Origin of the sequence: Sinobacterium caligoides (assembly GCF_003752585.1) — a bacterium.
GTDB lineage: Bacteria > Pseudomonadota > Gammaproteobacteria > Pseudomonadales > Sinobacteriaceae > Sinobacterium > Sinobacterium caligoides.
Window position 1 is genome coordinate 904,030 of the sequence record NZ_RKHR01000004.1, and the last position, 20,576, is coordinate 924,605.

Genomic DNA, 20,576 nt, shown 5'->3' on the forward strand with positions numbered 1-20,576 from the left:
GTTAAAACCTTGCTACGCCGAAGCTCGAGGAGCGCAGTGAACGGCGCTCCGAGTCTCGGCATAGATCCAATACCATGCCTAGTAAGGTGCGTGTATCACGGGGGTCGATCAGGCCATCGTCCCACAGGTGAGCGGTACCAAACAGCGCTGTCGAGCCCGCCTCTAACATGTCTTTCACACCGTTTTCCAGCTGATCCAGCATCTGCTGGTCCGGTTCCTGCCCCATCTTTAGCTGCTTCTCTTCGGTGACGATCCGCAGCACCTTGCCCGCCTGCGCGCCGCCCATCACCGCCGTCTTGCTATTAGGCCAGGCGAAGATAAAGCGAGGGTCGAAACCGCGGCCGCACATCGCATAGTTACCGGCACCATAGGAACCGCCGACGACAATACTCACCTTCGGCACCCTGGCATTGGCCACGGCCTGAATCATCTTCGAGCCGTGCTTGATAATGGCGTTGCGTTCGGCATCGGTGCCGACCAGAAAACCGGTGGTGTTATGTAAGAACAACAGTGGCGTATTGGACTGCTCGCAGAGCTGAATAAACTGCGCCGCCTTGGTCGCACCCCGCGTCGTGATTGGGCCGTTATTGCCGATGATACCGACGCTGTAACCGTGGATCTTGCTCCAACCACAGACGGTGTGATTGTCGTACTCGTTCTTAAAATCGAGGAAGCGCGAGCCGTCGGCGATGCGGGCGACAATCTCTCGCACATCGTAGGGCTGACGGGCCTCGCACGGTACCACCCCCAACAGCTCCTGCGGTGAATAGAGTGGCTCGTCAAACGCCTGCGGGGCACGGTGCTCGCTCTGCTCATCCCAGGGCAGTGAGCCGACGATGTTGCGGGCCTGACGAATACCATCGCGGTCATCCTCGGCGAGAAACTCGACGGTGCCGGCAATCTGCGCGTGCAGCTCGGCGCCACCCAGCTCTTCATCACTGGCGATCTCTCCGGTCGCCGCCTTCAGTAGCGGCGGGCCGGCGAGGAACATCTTGGTCTTGTTGCGTACCGCAATCACATAGTCCGACAATCCCGGTTGATAGGCACCGCCGGCAGTGGCGTTACCGTGCACCACCGTCACCTGCGGTAACCCAGCCGCCGACAATCGCGCCTGATTGGCAAAGCCACGGGCACCCTGAACAAACACCTCGGTGGCGTAATTCAAGTTGGCACCGCCACTCTCGGAGAGGTTGACGATCGGCAGTTTATTTTCCAGCGCAATCTGCTGCAGGCGCAGTGTCTTATCGAGACCGGTCGGCGAGATAGTACCGCCTTTGATGGCGCTATTGTTGGCCATGATCATGCAGCGCACACCGGCCACGTAACCGATGCCGGCAATGAGGCCGCCACCGGCCTGAGTGCCATCTTTATCGTCGTGCATCTGATAACCGGCCAGCGATAACAGCTCGACAAAGGGCGTGCCCTTATCGACTAACAGGTCCACTCTGTCTCGAGGCAATATCTTGCCCTGTGCGGCAAACTTCTTTGCCGCCGCCTGTGCCTTATCCAGCACCCGCTGTTCAATGGCTCTAAACTCGTCGATGCAGCCCTGCATGAAGTTGCAGTTGGCGGCGAACGCCGCACTATTCACATCGACTTGTGACTCTATAACATCCATCGTATTAACCTTCTTCGGACATCAGGCGCTGTGCTAGCGCCATGGGAACGTTGATCGGAAATTGTAATAACTGCTGTGCATAAGCCTTACCCTGAGGGTCGATGCGGAGGCTGCTGATGCCGCCACCGCCCAGGCTGTTTTCGAGCAGATAATTGCGCGCCGAGAAACCGGGCAGACGCCAGCTCTGCACGCGACCGTCGTCCGCCAGCACATGGCTAAAATACGCCGCCACCGCACTGTCTGTCAGACTCGCCTCGATATAATTTAAGAACTCTGGCTCACGGGCGATGACACCAATATTGCTATGGTTGCCCTTGTCGCCACTGCGCGCCCAGGCCAGCTTCACCAGCGGCACCGTCGACGTCAGCGGTTCTGTAACAGCCAGCTCAGGCTCGCTGTACGCAGCTTCTGGCTCTGCCTCGACGTGCCTCAAGGGCAACGGCCAGCGCTGCTCGCCAAGGGTGACTGTCGGCTGGCAGTCGGACTTATCCACAAGCGCTGAGAACAGACCGATCTTTGGCGTCACCGAAGGCCGACCACCGACGAGACCGGTCAGCCCCGGCGCCATCGCCGTGGCAGCCTGGGCAATCTCTCGGGCAAATAAACCGAGCGCTTTCTTGTCCTGGTGGGCGACACTGATCTTGACCACAATCTCTCGGCCCAAGCGTGCCAGCTGCTGATTATCCTCGGCAAACTGGTCGTCGTTATAGGTCGCATTGCTGCCGAGCAACTCAACATCTGTCGCACTGTAGGCCGCCAAACCGCGCTGATCAAACAGCCTGCTGGTCTTGCTGAGAATCGCCTCACTCACCGCCTTAGCCTTGGCGCGTGCATCGATACCGGCCAACAGGAAGCTGGCGGTACACTTATAGCCATCTAAGTAGGTCAGCGACATCTTGTAATAGGGGCTCGGCGCTCGACCCGTGGCACCGCTGACCGCGACACGATCCTTGCCGAGCTGAGTTAACTGCACCGCAGAGAAGTCGCAGACCACATCCGGCAGCAGGTAGTTATGGGGGTCGCCAATCTCGTAGACGATCTGCTCTGCGACGGTCGCACAGCTGACTAAGCCACCGGTGTGTTCGGGCTTGGAGACGACAAAGGCACCGTTCGCCTCGACTTCCACGATCGGGAAACCCATATTGGCAAAGCCGTCCTCGACCAACTGCCAATCGGTAAAGTTACCACCGGTACAGTGGGCGCCACACTCGATGATATGACCGGCGAGGCTCGCCTGAGCCAACTTGTCGTAGTCGGTCATCGACCAACCGAACTCGTGCACCAGTGGCGCCACCGCCACGGCACTATCGACGACGCGGCCGGTAATCACTACATCCGCGCCCTCGGCCAGCGCCTTGACGATCGCCTCGACGCCCAGGTAAGCATTCATGCTCAGTACCGACTCGGGCATCGCCGCACCGCTGAACATCTCCCGCAGGTCGGCCTCACGATAGGCCGGCTGCTGCGCCGACAGATCGTCACCGTCGACCACGGCAATCTTCAGTGCCACCCCCTGTCGCTCCGCTTGCTCTTGCAATGCTGCGGCACAGGCTTGCGGGTTAATGCCGCCGGCATTGCTGACCACCTTCACTCCCTGCTGTTTGATCTGCGTTAACAGCGGCGCCATCACCGGGCGCACGAAATCAGCGGCGAAGCCACTCTCCGGGTTGCGCAGCTTCTGTCCGGCCATGATCGCCATGGTAATCTCAGCGAGATAATCAAAAACCAAGTAGTCGAGCTGGCCGCCCTCGATCAACTGCTGGGCGGCGGTCTCGGTATCGCCCCAGAAGGCGGAGGCACAGCCAATACGAACGGAGCTAGGTGTAGCGCTCATGATGTCTTCCCATGTATGTTCAGCCTAGTCATCGACCCGTCTACAGACAAAAAAGTCGACAATGTTATTGTTGCCAATAAGACTACCAAGCAAGCGCTTGGTTTGTAAAGCATCAAAGGGCTGGGTATACTCACAGAGCCACTGTTCGACGCTGAACGGCCCTACTATCGACGATAAATGTGACTTTCTCATGACGGTAAATCAAGCAATGTCTCTAACCCTGAAGCGACAACTGATAAAAGATGAACTGATTAACGATCCGAGCAGCGCGCGCGGTAAATTGTTGACAGAGGCCGCCAAGTTATTCCGTCAAAAAGGCTACGATAAGACCACCGTGCGCGATTTGGCCGCAGCGCTCGGTATTCAGAGCGGTAGCTTATTTCATCACTACAAGAGTAAAGAAGCCATTCTGCACGCCGTGATGCGTGACACCGTGATCTACACCACCGCCAAGCTCAAGCAAGCGGCCGAGCCAGAGCAGCAGACACGTGGCAAGCTATTGGCGCTGATTGAGTCAGAGCTGGATTCGATCAACGGCGATACTGGCGAGGCGATGGCGGTACTGGTCTTTGAGTGGCGCGGCCTCAGCGAAGAGAGTCAGCGGGCGATATTGAAGCTGCGACAGGAGTACGAGCAGCTGTGGCTAGACACCCTCAGCCAGGCGAAGCAAGAGGGGCTGATACGCACCGATGCCGCCCTCACCCGCCGGCTGCTTACCGGCGCCTTGAGCTGGAGCCAAAACTGGTACGACAGCGAGGGCGACATGAGCATGCGCGCACTCGCCGAAGAGGTGCTGACGATGATCAGCGCCAACGGATAGCGCGTCACAAAACGCATTAGAAAAGCGGCTTTGGATAACATAAAGCGGCGATAAAATAGCCGTCAGCACTCGCTACACCTCGCTTAAAAGCAACGCGATTTTAACCTAGATCAACCGCCATAATATTCGCTATCACAGCGTTCATTTAGCGGCCAAGTCGCGCTTGCCCTAATAATCAATTCGGCGTAAAAATAAAGCTTCGAGTTATCCCTAATAGCAGGTGAACGATGCGAATTAATATTATCGAATGCGATGAATTAAGCCCTGAGTTGAAGCCAGAATATCACTCCTACGGCACCATGTTTAAGACCTTCTTCAGCGCCCTTGATAGCCGCATTGAAACCCGCTTTTTTGATGCTCTACAGCAGCAACTCCCGCCGCAACCTAAAGCCGGTGAAATCTACCTGATCACCGGGTCCAAGGCCGCCGCCTACGAAGACCACGCCTGGATTAAGCATTTAAAACACTGGGTACAGCAAGCCCACAGCAACGGCGCCGCCCTACTTGGGCTCTGCTTTGGTCATCAACTACTCGCCGCCGCCCTAGGGGGGGAGGTCAGTAAATCCAGCAAAGGCTGGGGTATCGGTGTGCGCGAGCTGAACACCACGACTCAATCAAGCGCATTATTAGCCGACAAGAACACACTGAAACTGATCTATTCCCACCAGGATCAGGTCACCGCGCTACCGGCACGCGCAGAGCCATTACTCACCGACGAATTCTGTCCCTATGCCGCCTTCTCGCTTGGCACGACAGTCATCGCTTTTCAGGGCCACCCCGAGTTCAGTGTCGAGTATACTCAGCGCTTGCTCGAGCGAAGAAGGGCTGAGTTTAGCCCGGCACATTTCAGCGAGGCGGTGGCCAGCCTAGCGCAACAGACTGATGCGCAGTGGCTAGGGAAGCGCTTGCTACGCTGGATGCAGGAGCAAACGAGGCGCTAAGAGAGCGAGCGTATCGCCAGTTGCCGACCCTCAATACCCTAGCCTCTATACCCTCGTCTCTAACCCCTCCCCTTTAAATAGGCGGGACTAGTTACGTCCCGCCATCACACCGCCGTCGACATCCCAGATTGCCCCCGTCACCCAACCAGCCTCATCGCCGAGCAGAAAGGTAATCACCGCTGCCACATCATCGGCGCTGCCGGTGCGTCCGATCGGATGAAAACTATCGAAGCTCGCCATCGTCTCCTCGAGTGCATCGGCGGCAATAAAGCCCTCATAAATAGGCGTATTGACCACCGCCGGCGAGACAGCGTTGACGCGAATACCGTCGTCGGCCAACTCCATCGCCATATGCTGGGTCAGCGCATGCAAGCCCGCCTTCGCCATCGAGTAGGCCGAAGAGGGGGTGGCCTTGATCGCCTGCTGCGCCCACATCGAGCCGATATGGACAATGCTGCCTCCGCCCTGCTGCCCCATGTGCCGCGCCACCGCCTGTGAGATGAAGAAACTGGCGCGATTAAAGCCCATGTAGAGATCATAGTCTGCACGGCTGTGTGCCAGAAAGTCCGTCGGTTTAAAATAGCCCGCCGCGTTGACGAAATAATCGATACGGTGGTCAGCCGCCTCAATATAACCAATCAGCCTGTCGACGTCGGCACTGTCTTGCAGGTCGGCCTGCACCCTCTCCACCTGACCAAACGTTGACAGGTAAGCCTCGGCTTGCGCCAATTTATCCCCCTTTCGCCCGACAATAGTCACGTTGACATCACGCTCTAATAGTCGCTTTGCCGTCGCCAAACCCATACCGCTGCTACCGCCGATGATTAATGCCTGTGTGCTATTTTTCATGCTACTCTCGCCTACTGTTTGTTGAAAAGCTGCGGCCAGAGTAGGCGGCACCGCGTTAGAAAAAAAGTAAGTACTTTTTAGTCAGGTACTTACCAGGGAGTACTTGTTAATGAAAAACAACGAAAAATTATTTTCGCGTCGGTCTGCACCGGAGCGCTCGGCGCGCATGGTCGAGACCATCTGTGGCTGCAAGTGGTCGCTGACTGTCTACCAGCTGCTCAAGCACGAGATCAATCGCCCCGGCGAAATGGTGCGCAGCGTCGAAGGACTCACCACCAAGGTGCTCAATAACTGCCTCAGGCACAACACCGAATACGGCATTATTGAACGCCACGCCTTCAACGAAGTGCCGCCCAGGGTGGAATATCGTTTCACCGACTTTGGCCGCAAATTCGTCGCCATTCTCGATCAGTTAGAGGAGCTACAACAGGGTTTAGACGACGACTAGACTGAGCTAGGTGAGACCTCGCTCAACGATCACCGCACTAGTCACGCTAATATCCCTAGAGTCGCCTATGATTTGCTATAATCGCCCGCATCTATTGAACAGAGGTTTATCATGAGAGTCATTGGCGTAGAAATGAAAGGCAACGAGGCAAACATCTGCCTACTTGAGCAGACCGGCAACTTATTCAGCTTGCCCGACTGCCGGATCCGTCGCCTCAACCTAGTCGACATCAACAGCGCCGAGCAGCTACGCGACTTTCAGTTCGCCTTCAAGAAGCTGGTCGAGGATTACCGCGTCGATAAAATCGTCATCAAACAACGCCAGCCCAAGGGCAAGTTTGCCGGCAGCGCACACGGTTTCAAGATGGAGGCCGCCCTGCAACTGATCGGCGACAGCCCCGTCCATATCGTCTCGCAGAACGACATCAAGACGGCACTAAAAGAGCACCCGATGCCGATTCACTTCGCCGACACCGGCCTCAAGATGTTTCAAGAGACCGCCTTCATCAGCGCCTTTGTCGGCTGCTGGTTAAGCTAAGCGAAACAAGACAGTCCCCGGCCGCATTCACCATCACGAGGCGGCCCTCGTAACCCCCTCCCCCCGAACAATAACACCTGTCAGTATTTTTCATCGCACTGTCATCAAACTGCCACCGCGACGTCACACAGCCTTGCTAAATTGAGCTGCATAAATAAAGCAACTCAACCACGGAAGGAAAATCGATGTCGATCGCCACGATCCAGCTGACCGCAAACAGACCCGCGAAAGATTGCCACCCCGCAGCCAACAGATTCCGTCACAACCACTGCCTAACAACCAAGAAACTCGCCCGAGTGGCCCGCCACTATGGTGCCGCGAGTCAGTAACACGGCCCCCGGCAACCACTACCGTTACCGCCTGCGGTAGCAGAAATAATAACAAGCTGAGGCCACAGCCTCACCATACCCCCGCACACTGGCATCAGCGCCGCCCTCGCTCGATGCCTTTTTTGTCTCCGTCATCTGCGTCATCGCTCAACAAGACCTGTTCCACCTCTCGCTGCATCGCCTCGACCTGTTCCAGCCAGTACTGCAAGTCTGTCTCTATCGCCTGCATCGTCGTGGTCACCTGTGTGCGCCCGAACTGCCATTGTCGACGCCAGTCAGACTCCAGCTGCTGAAGCATCTGACGGCGCACAGTCAACTGCCGATCAAGCAGCGCCCGAGTCTCCGCGACACGCTCACCCAGCGCTTGTGTACCGCGCTGTCCCAGCTGCGCAAACTGTTGCCGGTTGCGGCTAAACTCCGCCTGCAGCCTCTCCCTCTGTCGCGACCAGCGACGCTCGAGCTCGCTCTCGTTCTGACCAAAGTCGGTCGTCGAGTGCTGTTCAAACAGCGCCAGTGCCGCCGCCGAGGGTTGCAGGTAGCGCACCTGTTTCTGCTCCCACGCGGTCAGGGTGTGATAGAGATGAGGGTAAGGCCAACCATAGCCCCAGCGAAAACTGGTCGGGATCAGCGGCGTTCCTCCGACCCGCACGCCGGCCATCATCAACAGGGCTAACTCGGGATCGGCGACCTCACTGACACAACGCTCCAGCTCTTGGTCGGCGAACAACCGCTCGCGATAACTGCCCCCGCGCCAATAGGCCAAGTCATGTGCCGCGCAACAGCGGTGCCAGAGGCGTCGATCGCTAAGTGTGCCATCCGGGAAGGCGCTGCAACCATCACTGCTAAACGGCTGCAGTGTAATCTGCCGCCCCGACGACTCCGCCCACAGCGGTGCGCACAGCAGTGATAGCATCAATATAGTGATCGATTTCATCTCTTCTCCAGCACAGCATTAACACAACTCATCAGCACACCTCATTGCCTCACCCGCCACTTTATAATAACCTTGCTAATCGACGATAACGAGCACCTCAGTAGCGTTGTCATGGAAGGCTGTCGATAGCGATTTGCCGGCTAGCGGTTCCATCACAAGGTATTCTAAGGTATAAGAGCGCTATGAAAACTCCCAAACGTATTTTACCCCTCATCGAAGACGGTCTCGTCGACGAAGTCCTCAGCCAGCTCATGAGCGGCAAAGAGGCGACAGTCTACACCGTACGCTGTGGTGACGAGATTCGCTGCGCCAAGGTCTACAAAGAGGCCAGCAAACGCAGCTTCAAAAAGGCCGTGCAGTATCAAGAGGGCCGCAAGGTTCGCAACAGCCGACGCGCCCGCGCCATCGAGAAGGGGTCCAAGTTTGGCCGTAAACAACAGGAGGAGACTTGGCAAAATGCCGAGGTCGACGCCCTGTTCCGCCTCGCCGATGCCGGTGTGCGCGTCCCTCAGCCCTACGGCTGTTTCGACGGCGTGCTATTGATGGACCTGATCACCGACGACGAAGGCAATGTCGCGCCGCGTCTGAACGATGTCTCCATGTCTGCCGAGCAGGCGCGAGAAGATCACGCCGAGGTGATGCAAGACGTCGCCCGCATGCTCTCTGTCGGCATCGTACACGGCGATCTCTCCGAGTTTAACGTCCTGGTCGACGACTACGGCCCAGTGATCATCGACCTGCCCCAGGCTGTCGATGCCGCCGCCAACAACAATGCCGAGGCCATGCTGACCCGCGACATCGACAACATGACTGATTACTACGCGCAATTCGCCCCCGATCTCGCCGACACACAATATGCCAAGGAGATCTGGGCGCTCTACGAAGAGGGACTTCTCGAGGGCGATACCGTCCTCACCGGGCAGGTCGAAGAGGACGACCACATCGCCGATGTCGACTCAGTAATGGCCGAGATTAAGGCCATCCTCGCCGACGAGCAGGAGCGTAAGGAGCGCCTCAACAGCGAGGTGATCGACTTAGCCGACAACAGCGAGTTCGACAAGTAAACCCTCTCGACGACGCTGCGATCGCCATAGCGACGGTCGCACCATCACGACGATCCAGCATCGCTACGATCTAACATCGCTACGATCTAGCATCGTTATACGCTATGACGTGCGCTCAGCCCGAGCCACGTCAGCAGGCTCTGCTAGACCTCTATCACCCCCTCTAGATATAACACCGCTCGCCCCGAAACCCGTATCGTCTGTTCACCAACGCGACAGTGCAGCTTGCCGCCACGCTGTGACGCCTGATAGGCGAGCAGCTCTGTCTTATCCAGGCGCTCCGCCCAGAGCGGCGCCAAACCGGTGTGAATCGACCCGGTCACCGGATCTTCGCCTCCACCACTGGCCGGCCAGAAATAGCGCGAAATAAAGTCGTAGTCATCATCAGCTGCCGCTGTCACCACTACATCGTAGGGCGCCAGCTGCCGCAGCAGTGCCAGATCTGGCTCCACCTCCCTAACGTCGCGAGCCTCATCGTAGATGACAAAATAAGCCTGCTCATTGCGCAACACCTCCACCGGCGCGATCGACAGCCCCGAGCGCAACGCCTCCGGTACCACCGCCAACGCCGTCGGGGGGCGGTGAGGAAAGTCCATGTCGATCAAGCCGTCGTCACCGCGCTGAATAATCATCTCGCCCACCGCCGGGGCACTGAAGCACAAGCGCTCAATCGTCGGGTACTGACCAAACAACACAAAGGCAGTGGCGAGGGTAGCGTGGCCGCAGAAAGCAATCTCGGTGATCGGAGAAAACCAGCGTAACTCATAACGATCTTCTGCTACCTGACGCGCAAAGGCCGTCTCCGAAAGATTGTTTTCTATTGCGATCGACTGCATTAAGGCCTCGTCGAGCCAGCTTTGCAAAACAATCACGGCGGCGGAATTGCCCTTAAATAACTCATCGGTAAAAGCGTCAACCTGTTGCATCTTCAATTGCATTTGTCACATTCCTTAGAAAAAAATTCTGCCGTTTAGCGGGCCGAGCGAGAGCTCAGTCGCAGTTCAAAACGACTGTCTATTAGTACTTGCCAATTTCTTCGTTAGCGAATTTTCGCCCGACTATTACGGTCTTTACTGTGGCTAATCAGCGCATCGTTGGCGAAGCTGAGATCGCCCTTAGCGAGACGATCATAGAGCACGACGTTGACCGTCGCCGCCAAGTTCATGCAGCCCTCTGTCGGTATATACACCACGCTATCGGCACGATCGACTACCTGCTGATCAGTCGAACCATCCTCTGGACCAAAGATATAAAGCGCCTTCGGTGGGTGCACAAACTCTGGTAGCGGCGTCGCCCCCTCGATCAGCTCGACGCAGACCACCTGCATATCGGCAGGTAAGTCGTCGCTGAGCACCTCGACACGGTTAAGCGGAATCGTTTCGGCACGGTTTTTGGTATCGGTCTGATACTGCGCCGCACGCGCATAGCGCTGGCCGGTATAACGCACCGCATCGACACGATAACAGCCAGCGGCACGCAATACCGCCCCTACGTTAGTCGGGCTCTTGGGATTCACTAAGCCGATATAGACGGCCGAGGATTTCTCTTCACTCATGGTTACTCATTACTCTTTTTGCAGCGCGCATTAACGTGCTTTTCACCGCGTATTCTACCGCTTTTTTATCCTGCTTTCTTTACGCTATCTCTTTCAATTCTTTTTCCAACATGTTTTTTCAAGATCTTTTTTCAAAATCTTTTTCAAGATATTTATAGACGCTTTGATAGCGCTATCAAGCGTCCCTATTGATGCTTGTTCATGCACTCGGCCAACAACTCGACAAAGAAATTCTGCCCTTTGGCTCGTGCAAAGTCGATGTTGCGCTCGGGAATGCCCTCGGGCTCTTTGTAGTTGCGTAGCGCCCGCTCCATACTCGACTCGCGGATAATATGAATCATCGGATAGGGCGAGCGGTTGGTGTAGTTAGCGGCATCGTCCTGCGCCTCTCCCTCGAAACAATAATCCGGGTGCATGCTGGCCAACTGGTAGACACTCTCGTAATCCTGCTCCAGCAACAGCTGGTTGGCGAGATCGACTAGGTGCAGATAATCGTAGAAGCCTTCGAAGCCGGACGGCAGAATAATCAGCGTCGTCTCTATCTCGTTGTGTTCATCGAGGCGACGACACTCATCGATCACCGCCTCTAACACCACCGACAGCTGCCGCTGCTCGACAATGGTGTAATGAATCGTATTATTCTGCATCTCTCGGCGCGCAAACGGGCAGACATTATGACCGACGATCAGTGCTTCGACCCAGCGCTGTGTCTGCTCGATAATCTTACTGTGATGCTCTGCTTGCTCTCTCATGATCGACCGCTCTTCGGCTATACAACGATGGCCTCAGCATACACCGGTTGTCGGCAGAGTAATAACGACAAATGTGCCATTAAAAAAAAACCGCACTAAAAAGTGCGGTTCAAGGTTCAACAGGAGAGAGGCCTGTCGTGAAAGTCGATCAAACAATAGACTGCAGATAACAGAAAATATGGCCAAAACAAAAGCTGTTAGGCGCTCTGTCACTCTATGCAAGAACAATATCGCAAACGAGAATAGTTATCAATAGCGTTTAGAGCCAAATTATCACTTTTCTTCACAGCCAGCGCTATATTGCCACTCAACAGGTGATTCACGGACAAAAAAAAGCCCGAACCGGGGTTCGGGCTTATGCATCTCCCTCGACCTAATGTCGCCTTTCCTCTGTCGGGTTCGCCGCCAACACCATCACAGTGCCCAACAGGATGCCAAACAACGCGGCAATGAGATTACCGATCGCCAAGCCGTCGGCAGTCATCCCCGTCGGTGTCAGCGTAAAGAACAAGTCGAACTTAGCGATATAGAGGTAGAAATGAACCGCCAAGAACATCAGCGGAAACAGCATCAATCCTTTATCCCGCGGCTGAGTGGGCCGGCGATAGTGAAACAAAAACACCAACCCAGCGATAAAGAAAGTCACCGCGTGCAACGCCCCTGCCGCTGTCAGCATCGGCGCCCAGGGCAACATATCCCAGGGCGGTACGCCCTTTGAAAATAAATTAAAGGGAATAAAGAGTACCGTGCCCAACAGGATCACGGTCACCGGCATCGCAGCGATGCCGCTATAGACGACGGCCTTACTCTTATTCTGCTGCGGCCACTGCCAACAGACCTTACGCGCGATGTAGGCAAAGGCGATCATGAAGGTGAAAAACCAATGGTAGCTGGTCAGCGGCACACTATTCACATAGGGCAGCGTGCTCGGGTCGCTGCGATCCCACAGCCACCAACCGACCTGCGGACCAAAGTTATCGAACACCTGATAGATGACACCGGCCATAAAGCCTGCGCTGACGGCCTCCACCACCGGGGTGAAATCAAACCGACGGATCAGCATGTAGATGTGGTACATGAAGGTGGGATAAAACAGCGCGATATAGAGTGGCAGGCGGTTGTACAAGAACATCACCGAGAACTCCCCGTGCCAGAAGTTCTCCACCGTGTAATAGGAGATAATATCCATCACGAGGCCATAGATTAAGGCGCCGATCAGGGTGTAAATAGCCGCCGGGCTATTGTTGTCGCGACTGTGCTTGATCGCGTGCAGCACTGTTAGTATAAAACCGATGATAAACAGCCACTCCACCGCCAGAAAACTCCAATCCTTCAGCGCCGAGGGGGCGTTAAAGAATACGAGGGCCTCCGTGGCCGCGGTATTATTCATCGCATAGGCAATATGCTCAGACATAACTCTTCTCTTTTGTTTTTTATTTTATTTTAACGATCTCTCGGCGGGAGGACTTCCCCCTACCAGGCGATGCGCTGCTAATACTCCATCAACGGCCCGACGGCACGTTCGCCGAGTTCTTCCGGCTTACGCACCTTGCCTTTGCCGCCATTGAAACTCAGTTCGTTATAGTGGTGGCCATCGCGACGTACCGTGTCGTGAATGCGATCGAACAAGCTACAGGTAAAACCAAAATTAACATGGAAGTATTTGTGGTGATCATCGTGGAATTTGTTGGAGCCGTGCAGCGGAATGCGTACAAACTTGATGCCGCAGTGATCCCAATAACCGAGAATAAATACCAGCGACACCATCATCGCATAGACACCCAGGTGCATCGGAATAATGAAGGCGGGCAACACGATATAGGAGCTGTGCAGTACCCATTCTAAGGGGTGCATCGCCGAAATCGTCCAAAACGTCGGCGCGCTGTAGCGGTGGTGAACACTGTGAATATGCTTATAAAACCAGCCAATATGGCCGCCGGCGTGCAAGTAAAAGGCAAACGTCTCGATGAACAACCAACATAAAAACATGCTCAGCAGCGTGTAGTCCCAGCTATAGGCATCGAAATCGTAATAGAGCCGCGACCAACCGTGCTCGAAGACCCCCCAGGCGATGACGCCAAAGCCCGCCGAGGCGATATTCATATTCAACGTCCCCAGCAACATGGCCTCGCGATCAAGCTTCTTAGAGAGGAACTTGTCCGACTGAATTTTCCAGCGCTTCGCCTTGTGCTTATTTTTGACATAGTAAAACCAGTGCACCAGCCCGCCCAGGCCCACATACAGGGCGTTGACACCCGCTAGGGCCAGCAACACGTACTGCCACAACGCTAATCCAAATTGCATAACCGCCTCTCTTATTGACTATCCATCGTTCATTTTATTATCAGTAGCTCGCAGGCGAACGGCACTCACATCGTACGCTTCACCAGTAATTTACAACCATGTAACTTACTATGAGCCACAGTATCCATAGACAATAAGTTACACGCAAGTAATTTCTTGCTACTCTGCGGGTAAAGCACAGCTTATTCATCCAAGTGGGTATATCGATGGCCAGCGCCAGCAGTAACAGCCGCCTCAGCGAAAACAACAAGCCAACACGCACGGGGCGGCCAAGAGGCAGCAACAAAGGCGAGACCCTCGCCCGCCTGCTACCGGCGGCGCGCAAGCTGTTCGCCGAGAAGGGCTTCGCGCAGACCACCTTCAAAGATGTCGGCAAAGCCGTGGGCATGAGCCATGCGGCGCTCTACGCCTACTTTCCTGCCAAGCTCGATCTCTACCTCGCTACGCTGGCTGACACACAACAGGTATTGATGCCGCGTTATACCGAGGCGATCGAGCATGCCGCCAGCCTGAGAGAGGCCATCACCGCCATCCTGCTCGCCTCCGCCGATGCCCACGACAACGACGCCACCATCACCGGCTTCCTCGCCGCCGTGCCCATCGAGATGCGCCGCCACCCCGAACTCATCGAGCCACTCACCACGCAGAACAATGCCGTACTCGTCGCCTTGACCAACTTGCTAGAGAACGCCCAGCTCAGTGGCGAGCTGAAGAGCCAGGCCTCGGCGATGGACATGTTCAACGCCGTGCTCGGCAGCGGTGTTGGCGTCGCCCTGTTCCAGTACGGCCTGCAAGCCGGTAGCCTACGTAACTCGATGCAGGTGTTGGTGGAAATTATCGAGGGCCAATTCTTTCGCCATTAAGCCGCAGCAAGTGCACGCAACACAACGATAAGACAGCAGAAATTCTTCACTACGGCACTCCAGAAAATAGTAAGCTTTGCCTATACTGAACAACATGACGGATCTACACCTGCTGATCATCCTGGTCACGGCCCTCTCGGCAGCGGCCTTACTGTATCGCTATCGACACAACCGACGGTGCATGCAAATCGTGCGCGCCTATGCCTTCCTCGACCTCTGCCACAATGGCCGCTCCCCCGAGGAGAGCCGGCTCACCGTCGCCAGTCTCGATCGGCGAACCTGCCTGGATCTTCTCGATCATGCCGAGTGTTACGCCAAGGCACGCTTTGATGGCGACCTCGACGCCATGATCGCCTGCGCGCACCAACAGGGGCTCAACGATCAACACGCACGCCACTGACCGCTGCAAGGTCTGCAGCATAACCCTTGCTAGCCATGCGCTAACGGCAGCTTGATGATATTTTTCACGCGGTTCGACGAATCAAACCAACACCTTCTTTGCTGGCAAGAGCGCAGCGTCTAGCCCCCCCTCGAGCAACACCGTGACAATCGCGCGCTATCTTGACGCACAACAACATTCCTATCGATACGAGGTGAGAATATGTTCGCCCTTGCAGGTATTGGAGTGCTGTCTGCTCCGCCCCGCATCGACGCAACTTTTCCACCCCTTCTATACTAAATAGATCTGCTTCTGCGGTGTCACACAGATAGGGCTTTACTGAGTGCAAAAGAATCTTCTCGCGGCGAGCTCATTACTCTCCAGCGCCTTCATCTTCATGCTGGGCAACGGCCTGATCAACATCCTGCTGCCGGTGCGCCTGCGCATTGAGTTGCTCGATACCACCACCATCGGTACGGTGCTCGCGCTCTACTCCGTGGGCCTGCTGCTGGGTGGTCTGTACAGTAAATTCCTCATTCGTCGTGTCGGTCATATACGCATGTTTGCCGCCTGCGGTGCCCTCGCCGCCGTCGGTATCCTCGCCTGTAGTTTGCTCGCCAACGCCTGGCTGTGGGCGGCTATGCGCATCCTTGGCGGTTTCTGTAACGCCAGCGTCTTCACCGCCATCGAGAGCTGGCTCAGCGGCGGCTCGACACCGGAAAATCGCGGTAAAATTCTCGCTATGTATCAGGTAGTGATGCAGAGCGCCGGCTTCTGTGGCCAGTTCATGATCAACATCAGCGACCCCGCCGGCGACACCCTGTTCGTCCTCAGCGGCATGCTGCTCTGCCTCTCCATCGTGCCCATCGTCATGAGCCGACAACCCGGCCCCAAGGTCGCCGACATCAAGCCGATGTCCTTCGTCACCATGGCCAAGCTCAGCCCCCTTGGCTTCACCGGCTGCTTCTTCTCCGGCATGATGTATTTCGCCATGTTCAACATGCTGCCGCTATTTGCCAGTAACTACCAGGCCTCCAGCCTACAGCTCTCTATCATCATGGCTGGCAGTGTCTTGGGCTCATTCATACTGCAAATTCCCGTCGGCTACCTCGCCGACCGTTTCGATCGTCGCGGCGTCATGGTGTCGCTGCTGGCGCTCGCCACACTGCTCGCCCTCTCAGTGCCGAGCCTAATTCACCTGCAACTGTTCTGGCTGCCGGTCGTCATCAACGGTGTCATCTGCGGCATCATCACCTGCTGCTACCCGCTGTCGATTGCCGAGGCCTACGACAAGCTGCGCCAAGAACAGATCACCGCCGCCATGGGCACGCTGCTCGTCGCCTATGCCACCGGCGGTATCATCGGCCCTATTCTCATGGCCAAATTCATGGCGCACTGGAGCGACGATGCGCTGTACTACAGCATCGCCTGCATCCAGGTGCTATTTGCCGCCGTCGTGCTGTTGCGCATGCGCATGCGCAAGGCGCTGCCTATCGATCAACAGGAGAGCTTCGTCTATCAGAGTGCGGCGATGCCCAGCGCCACCAGCCTCGACCCTCGAACCAAGTTTCGCGAGGCCAAGTTCCCCCTCTCCAAAGAGGCCCGCGCCGCCATCTCCGTCGCCGAGAGCGACCCCTCGGCGGCGGTTCGCATGGCCTGCGCACTGGCCAAGAAAAAGCCCAAGTACAGCTATGAGATCGCCGGCGCCCTCGCTACCGTCGAGCAGGTCGATGTGCTGCGCCTCGCCTACGCCCTCTCCGAGGCCGTGCCGTGGAACCGACGCCGCATCTTCCAGGCCGTGCTCGAGGCGCGCGAAGGGCAGGCCCAAGAAATTATTAGTTTCTTTGCCGAGCACTACATCGAAGACCTCGCCGATTTTGCCTACACCATCAGCGTCAAGATGCCGCAGCTGCGCCTGATCATGGCCAAGATTGCCTTCGAGACGCTCCCCGAGTCGACCGATGAGATCGCCGAGTTCTACGCCCAAGAATTCTCCGACGACCTCGACAGCGCCCGCCCTGCCGATGCCGCCAGCGGTGAAAACGAACAAAATGCCGCCGACCTGGTCAACCAGGTCACTCCCGACAAGGCGATGGATGTGGCGGTGAAAGTCGTCGAGAGCATGCCCGAATCGGCAGCGAACATCGCCAAGGAAATGTCCAGCACACTGGCCGACAACTATATTAACAACGACGACAACCATACTGACACCGACGACGCCGGCAACGAGCAAGAGTACAAGCCCGCCACCGGCGATGAACGCCCCCACTCTGGCACCGACGAACACATCGCCCCCCACAGCGGTGACGAAACCGACGACCACATCAGCGTCGACAGCGCGGCGGATAGGCAACAACAGCGTGACGACTACACCGAGGCCCTCGGCGAAGCGATCTCCGAACGCGTCTCCGAGAGTGCCGTCGATATCGTTCAACGCCTGTCCGAGGCGGCACCAGAAAGCTCCATCGACATCGCGGTCGCCGTCGTCGCCAACGTGCCTGAGAGTTCGACGCAAGTCGCCGAAGCGATGCTCGTCGACGCCGCCGACCAACTCCTCAATGCCGACATCGAGGAGCAGGCCGAGCCGGAAGCTCACTCGAACCCGGCGCCAAATGAAGCTGCTGAAGATAATACAAGCGATGACGACAATGAGGACGAGGAAACGCCCTCACCCGCCACACCCCACGATGGCGCTCTGGAACTATTGACGCGGCTGAAGCTAGCGGCCCCCGAGCAGGCCGAAGAGATGAGCCATGCCGTGCTTAAGATGATCAGCGACATCAACCCTGCCCTGGCAGAGACGATCGTTCAGCAACTTAGCGATCAGTCAATGGTGGTTCCCGAGAGCGCCGTGCCAACAATGGAAAAAACCACCGAGCAACCTCCTGAGAAGTCGCCGCCAGACAATCATAAACCCGGCACGGAATAATTTGCCGGCAACATACCAAGTAAGGTCGCGCCAAGCTGACGAAATATATAGATCGCTCAGCACAGCTCATACGCCGACAAAACTGCGCCACTAGCAATAAATGTTAGCACTAACACTTCTTAACCAAGGACGGTTAATTTCACACGCACTTTGCCCGAGCAGCAACAAAAAACTATCAACAAAAAAACAAACCATAAACATTTATTAATATATTCGTAACCATTACAAAATCTTTATGTTAGTGTAATAGGCAGTCATCAGCAAAAGCCAATCCATCAACTTAGCTAAATGACCAAAAATAAAACTGTGACTTAATATCTAGCAACCACTTATAAAAACAACCCCCCTATAAAAACACATAAAAATATGCGCGCAGTAGCAGCTTGCTTATTTATCGAGGTAGTAGAATGAGCGTTTTAAAAACAGCATTAATCGTTAGCGGCACAACATTACTCTTCGCCGCAGGCACCAACGCAGCCGAGAACAAAAGCGGGTACTATGCAGGCTTCGGGCTCTCCTCTTTCGACATGAAACAGGATATTTTGCCTAGCTGGTGGGAAGGCGCGCTCGATCAGGACCTTAAAGATCAATATACAGTAAACAACTTCAATACCACGTCAGATGGTCGAGGCTTTGTATTCAATGGCGGCTACCGCTTCAACAACTATATCGCCTTCAACCTCGACGTGGCCCACAAACGCATGGACAGCACTGCCGACCTTTATAGGCCAGAGACCAATGAGCATTACAGAGGCTCTTTTGATGTCGATACCATCTACATAACACCAGGTGTACACCTGCTATACCCCGTTAGCCAGAACATTGATGTTTACGCCAAGCTAGGTGTTTCGATCATTTTGTCAGAGTGGGACGCAGATTCAAACATAAGCGGTCCCAACTACGACTACACGGAAATAATAACGGAAACAGAGCATGAGGGCGGCAGCGACTGGCAGATTGCTCCAACGTTCGGCATCGGTGCCGAGTGGAAATTTGGCCAAAACTGGGCGGCGCATGCCGAGTACAGCTACACAGAATCAACCGTAGAACTCTTTGAAGAAGATGACGGGACCAGTAAAGTTGATTTTGAAGACAACACCTTTGTCATCGGCTTACGCTACCACTTTTAACCACTCGTTTAATGTCAGAGATAAGGGGGCAAGCCTCTTTATAAGCAAACTATAGTGGTTTTTGCCATGGTTGGATCCTCCAGCCATGGCTCGATAATACAGCGCGGCCATCTCAGCTGCCGGCGCGAACAAACCACCTACTCACCTCACTCGACCTCTCCTCCGCTCGCCCAGAGCAACAACAAAAACTGTTCTCGCCTAAAAAGCTCCAATCAACGTCCTCCACCCTCCGCCGCGCCCCTCCGCCACGAAAGAGGCTAACGATAACCTCAAGATAATTAACGGAGCGGCGCGCTAGCGCCTCCCTCAAATCAAGGTACTGCTTTCATTTGACTGATAATCATCAGCATTCGAGCAAAGAACATATAACAAATAGCAATACATTAAACCAATTAAACTTTATTTATTGTTATGTATTTGGATCGTAGAATGATTACATCAAGTCAAGCACTGGCCTGACGCGACAAAAACTACAAACAAAGAAATAAAGAAATAAAGAAATAAAGAAATAAAGAAATAAAGAAATAAAGAAATAAAGAAATAAAGGCTGCAGTCACTGTTCTCAGACACTCCAGCACGACGACAAAAGATACCGTTAGACCAACTTAAACCATATATTTTAGGGAATATATTTATGAGCATTTTAAAATCAACGTTAATCGCTAGCGCCTCTCTACTCATCGCCATCAGCCATGCCAACGCGGCTGAAAACCCAGATACCGGCTGGTACGTCGGCGCCGGTGTTGTCAGCAGCCAAATAAAAATCAAGGATAGCGACTTCGACGAGTCGTATACCGGCGCCGCATTGACCGCCGGCTATCAATTCAACGAGCATCTCTCCCTTGAACTCGGCTTGTCCACCCTACATATCGATGAGACAACCGGGGACGATGAGTACAAGATGGAAACGACAGTAAGCCCAATCTTTCTGACACCGGCTGTAAAATGGTCCTTCGCCGCCAGCGAAAGCATCGATCTATATACCAAGCTCGGTGTATCCATTGCATTTACGGATACCACTGTTGTCACCACCCCGAATCACGAGAACTCAAGTGTGTACGAGGCTCGCTCAGAGTGGGACATCAACCCAACATTCAGCGTTGGCGCCGAGTGGGAACTCGATCACAACTGGGCCGTTAATGCCGAGTACACCTACAGCCCCACCGCGCTAAATGTAGAGTCTGAGATTGACGGCACCAAATACAACGACGACCTCGACCTAGAAGTACAGAGCTTTATGCTGGGCGTAAACTACCGCTTCTAGCCATCGCTAAGGCGTAACAGCGAGCG

Annotated in this window: 20 protein-coding genes; 10 read left to right on the top strand and 10 right to left on the bottom strand. The window is 55.2% G+C overall.

The genetic code is table 11. From position 1 onward, the window contains the following. Position 1: 1 nt before the first annotated feature. Genes EDC56_RS10695 through EDC56_RS19610 form a run of 3 tightly spaced genes read right to left on the bottom strand, consistent with a single transcriptional unit; the run spans position 2 to position 3,644 of the window. Positions 2-1,618, bottom strand: coding sequence for an acyl-CoA carboxylase subunit beta (locus EDC56_RS10695; protein ID WP_123712495.1), 1,617 nt, complete (start codon positions 1,616-1,618; stop codon positions 2-4). 4 nt (positions 1,619-1,622) lie between these two features. After that, entirely contained in the window at positions 1,623-3,452 is a 1,830-nt protein-coding gene (locus EDC56_RS10700; RefSeq protein WP_123712496.1) for an acyclic terpene utilization AtuA family protein, read from the bottom strand. Positions 3,453-3,476: 24 nt separating this feature from the next. Next, complete coding sequence (locus tag EDC56_RS19610; RefSeq protein ID WP_162844153.1) at positions 3,477-3,644, bottom strand: hypothetical protein; 168 nt, start codon at positions 3,642-3,644, stop codon at positions 3,477-3,479. Here EDC56_RS19610 and EDC56_RS10705 point away from each other — a divergent pair. Then, the gene (locus tag EDC56_RS10705; RefSeq protein ID WP_123712497.1) at positions 3,643-4,272 is read left to right on the top strand and encodes a TetR/AcrR family transcriptional regulator; all 630 of its coding nucleotides are present in this window, start codon (positions 3,643-3,645) and stop codon (positions 4,270-4,272) included. The two genes, EDC56_RS19610 and EDC56_RS10705, sit on opposite strands and share 2 nt — an antisense overlap. Positions 4,273-4,499: 227 nt before the next feature. Further along, positions 4,500-5,213 (top strand): glutamine amidotransferase-related protein, encoded by a 714-nt coding sequence (locus tag EDC56_RS10710; RefSeq protein WP_123712498.1) that lies wholly within the window; start codon positions 4,500-4,502, stop codon positions 5,211-5,213. An 87-nt stretch (positions 5,214-5,300) separates the two neighbouring features. On the opposite strand, the gene EDC56_RS10715 is transcribed toward EDC56_RS10710, so the two are convergent. Continuing rightward, a complete protein-coding gene (locus EDC56_RS10715; protein ID WP_123712499.1) occupies positions 5,301-6,062 on the bottom strand; it encodes an SDR family NAD(P)-dependent oxidoreductase in 762 nt (253 codons plus the stop codon). A 109-nt stretch (positions 6,063-6,171) separates the two neighbouring features. On the opposite strand from EDC56_RS10715, the gene EDC56_RS10720 reads away from it, so the two are divergent. Both EDC56_RS10720 and EDC56_RS10725 read left to right on the top strand, forming a co-directional pair. Continuing rightward, a complete protein-coding gene (locus EDC56_RS10720; protein WP_123712500.1) occupies positions 6,172-6,510 on the top strand; it encodes a winged helix-turn-helix transcriptional regulator in 339 nt (112 codons plus the stop codon). Positions 6,511-6,621: 111 nt separating this feature from the next. Further along, positions 6,622-7,047: a DUF3010 family protein gene (locus EDC56_RS10725; RefSeq protein ID WP_123712501.1), complete on the top strand. Its 426-nt coding sequence runs from the start codon at positions 6,622-6,624 to the stop codon at positions 7,045-7,047. Between the two features lie 423 nt (positions 7,048-7,470). Here the strand turns inward: EDC56_RS10725 and EDC56_RS19795 are convergent, their stop codons facing one another. Further along, on the bottom strand, positions 7,471-8,310 hold the full coding sequence (locus EDC56_RS19795; protein ID WP_211333649.1) for a hypothetical protein: 840 nt from the start codon (positions 8,308-8,310) through the stop codon (positions 7,471-7,473). Between the two features lie 182 nt (positions 8,311-8,492). Here EDC56_RS19795 and EDC56_RS10735 point away from each other — a divergent pair, with 182 nt between their 5' ends. Then, entirely contained in the window at positions 8,493-9,374 is an 882-nt protein-coding gene (locus tag EDC56_RS10735) for a PA4780 family RIO1-like protein kinase (protein ID WP_123712502.1), read from the top strand. 143 nt (positions 9,375-9,517) lie between these two features. Here EDC56_RS10735 and EDC56_RS10740 read toward each other — a convergent pair whose 3' ends face one another. From EDC56_RS10740 to EDC56_RS10760, 5 genes are all read right to left on the bottom strand, one after another. Beyond that, a complete protein-coding gene (locus tag EDC56_RS10740) occupies positions 9,518-10,312 on the bottom strand; it encodes a PhzF family phenazine biosynthesis protein (RefSeq protein WP_123712503.1) in 795 nt (264 codons plus the stop codon). A gap of 101 nt (positions 10,313-10,413) precedes the next feature. Continuing rightward, positions 10,414-10,929, bottom strand: coding sequence for an RNA methyltransferase (locus EDC56_RS10745; RefSeq protein WP_123712504.1), 516 nt, complete (start codon positions 10,927-10,929; stop codon positions 10,414-10,416). Between the two features lie 185 nt (positions 10,930-11,114). Beyond that, positions 11,115-11,681: a DUF1415 domain-containing protein gene (locus EDC56_RS10750; protein WP_123712505.1), complete on the bottom strand. Its 567-nt coding sequence runs from the start codon at positions 11,679-11,681 to the stop codon at positions 11,115-11,117. A 373-nt stretch (positions 11,682-12,054) separates the two neighbouring features. Beyond that, positions 12,055-13,095 (bottom strand): DUF7802 domain-containing protein, encoded by a 1,041-nt coding sequence (locus EDC56_RS10755; protein WP_123712506.1) that lies wholly within the window; start codon positions 13,093-13,095, stop codon positions 12,055-12,057. Between the two features lie 77 nt (positions 13,096-13,172). Further along, entirely contained in the window at positions 13,173-13,985 is an 813-nt protein-coding gene (locus EDC56_RS10760) for a sterol desaturase family protein (RefSeq protein ID WP_123712507.1), read from the bottom strand. Between the two features lie 194 nt (positions 13,986-14,179). Here EDC56_RS10760 and EDC56_RS10765 point away from each other — a divergent pair, with 194 nt between their 5' ends. The 5 genes from EDC56_RS10765 to EDC56_RS10785 all read left to right on the top strand — a co-directional run bounded on the left by EDC56_RS10765 (position 14,180) and on the right by EDC56_RS10785 (position 20,550). Further along, the gene (locus EDC56_RS10765; protein ID WP_148059380.1) at positions 14,180-14,848 is read left to right on the top strand and encodes a TetR/AcrR family transcriptional regulator; all 669 of its coding nucleotides are present in this window, start codon (positions 14,180-14,182) and stop codon (positions 14,846-14,848) included. 76 nt (positions 14,849-14,924) lie between these two features. Beyond that, the gene (locus tag EDC56_RS19455) at positions 14,925-15,248 is read left to right on the top strand and encodes a hypothetical protein (protein ID WP_148059381.1); all 324 of its coding nucleotides are present in this window, start codon (positions 14,925-14,927) and stop codon (positions 15,246-15,248) included. Between the two features lie 322 nt (positions 15,249-15,570). Beyond that, positions 15,571-18,156: an MFS transporter gene (locus tag EDC56_RS10775; protein ID WP_123712510.1), complete on the top strand. Its 2,586-nt coding sequence runs from the start codon at positions 15,571-15,573 to the stop codon at positions 18,154-18,156. 407 nt (positions 18,157-18,563) lie between these two features. Further along, a complete protein-coding gene (locus EDC56_RS10780) occupies positions 18,564-19,286 on the top strand; it encodes an outer membrane protein (RefSeq protein ID WP_123712511.1) in 723 nt (240 codons plus the stop codon). A 634-nt stretch (positions 19,287-19,920) separates the two neighbouring features. After that, positions 19,921-20,550, top strand: a complete 630-nt coding sequence (locus EDC56_RS10785) for a porin family protein (RefSeq protein WP_123712512.1) — start codon at positions 19,921-19,923, stop codon at positions 20,548-20,550. The last annotated feature ends 26 nt before the right edge of the window (positions 20,551-20,576 follow it).

Bases quoted from the DNA above. Each gene is read 5' to 3' on its own strand.
- EDC56_RS10695 (WP_123712495.1), bottom strand. From the start codon at position 1,618: ATGGATGTTATAGAGTCACAAGTCGATGTGAATAGTGCGGCGTTCGCC.
- EDC56_RS10700 (WP_123712496.1), bottom strand. From the start codon at position 3,452: ATGAGCGCTACACCTAGCTCCGTTCGTATTGGCTGTGCCTCCGCCTTC.
- EDC56_RS10705 (WP_123712497.1), top strand. From the start codon at position 3,643: ATGACGGTAAATCAAGCAATGTCTCTAACCCTGAAGCGACAACTGATA.
- EDC56_RS19610 (WP_162844153.1), bottom strand. From the start codon at position 3,644: ATGAGAAAGTCACATTTATCGTCGATAGTAGGGCCGTTCAGCGTCGAA.
- EDC56_RS10710 (WP_123712498.1), top strand. From the start codon at position 4,500: ATGCGAATTAATATTATCGAATGCGATGAATTAAGCCCTGAGTTGAAG.
- EDC56_RS10715 (WP_123712499.1), bottom strand. From the start codon at position 6,062: ATGAAAAATAGCACACAGGCATTAATCATCGGCGGTAGCAGCGGTATG.
- EDC56_RS10720 (WP_123712500.1), top strand. From the start codon at position 6,172: ATGAAAAACAACGAAAAATTATTTTCGCGTCGGTCTGCACCGGAGCGC.
- EDC56_RS10725 (WP_123712501.1), top strand. From the start codon at position 6,622: ATGAGAGTCATTGGCGTAGAAATGAAAGGCAACGAGGCAAACATCTGC.
- EDC56_RS19795 (WP_211333649.1), bottom strand. From the start codon at position 8,310: ATGAAATCGATCACTATATTGATGCTATCACTGCTGTGCGCACCGCTG.
- EDC56_RS10735 (WP_123712502.1), top strand. From the start codon at position 8,493: ATGAAAACTCCCAAACGTATTTTACCCCTCATCGAAGACGGTCTCGTC.
- EDC56_RS10740 (WP_123712503.1), bottom strand. From the start codon at position 10,312: ATGCAATTGAAGATGCAACAGGTTGACGCTTTTACCGATGAGTTATTT.
- EDC56_RS10745 (WP_123712504.1), bottom strand. From the start codon at position 10,929: ATGAGTGAAGAGAAATCCTCGGCCGTCTATATCGGCTTAGTGAATCCC.
- EDC56_RS10750 (WP_123712505.1), bottom strand. From the start codon at position 11,681: ATGAGAGAGCAAGCAGAGCATCACAGTAAGATTATCGAGCAGACACAG.
- EDC56_RS10755 (WP_123712506.1), bottom strand. From the start codon at position 13,095: ATGTCTGAGCATATTGCCTATGCGATGAATAATACCGCGGCCACGGAG.
- EDC56_RS10760 (WP_123712507.1), bottom strand. From the start codon at position 13,985: ATGCAATTTGGATTAGCGTTGTGGCAGTACGTGTTGCTGGCCCTAGCG.
- EDC56_RS10780 (WP_123712511.1), top strand. From the start codon at position 18,564: ATGAGCGTTTTAAAAACAGCATTAATCGTTAGCGGCACAACATTACTC.
- EDC56_RS10785 (WP_123712512.1), top strand. From the start codon at position 19,921: ATGAGCATTTTAAAATCAACGTTAATCGCTAGCGCCTCTCTACTCATC.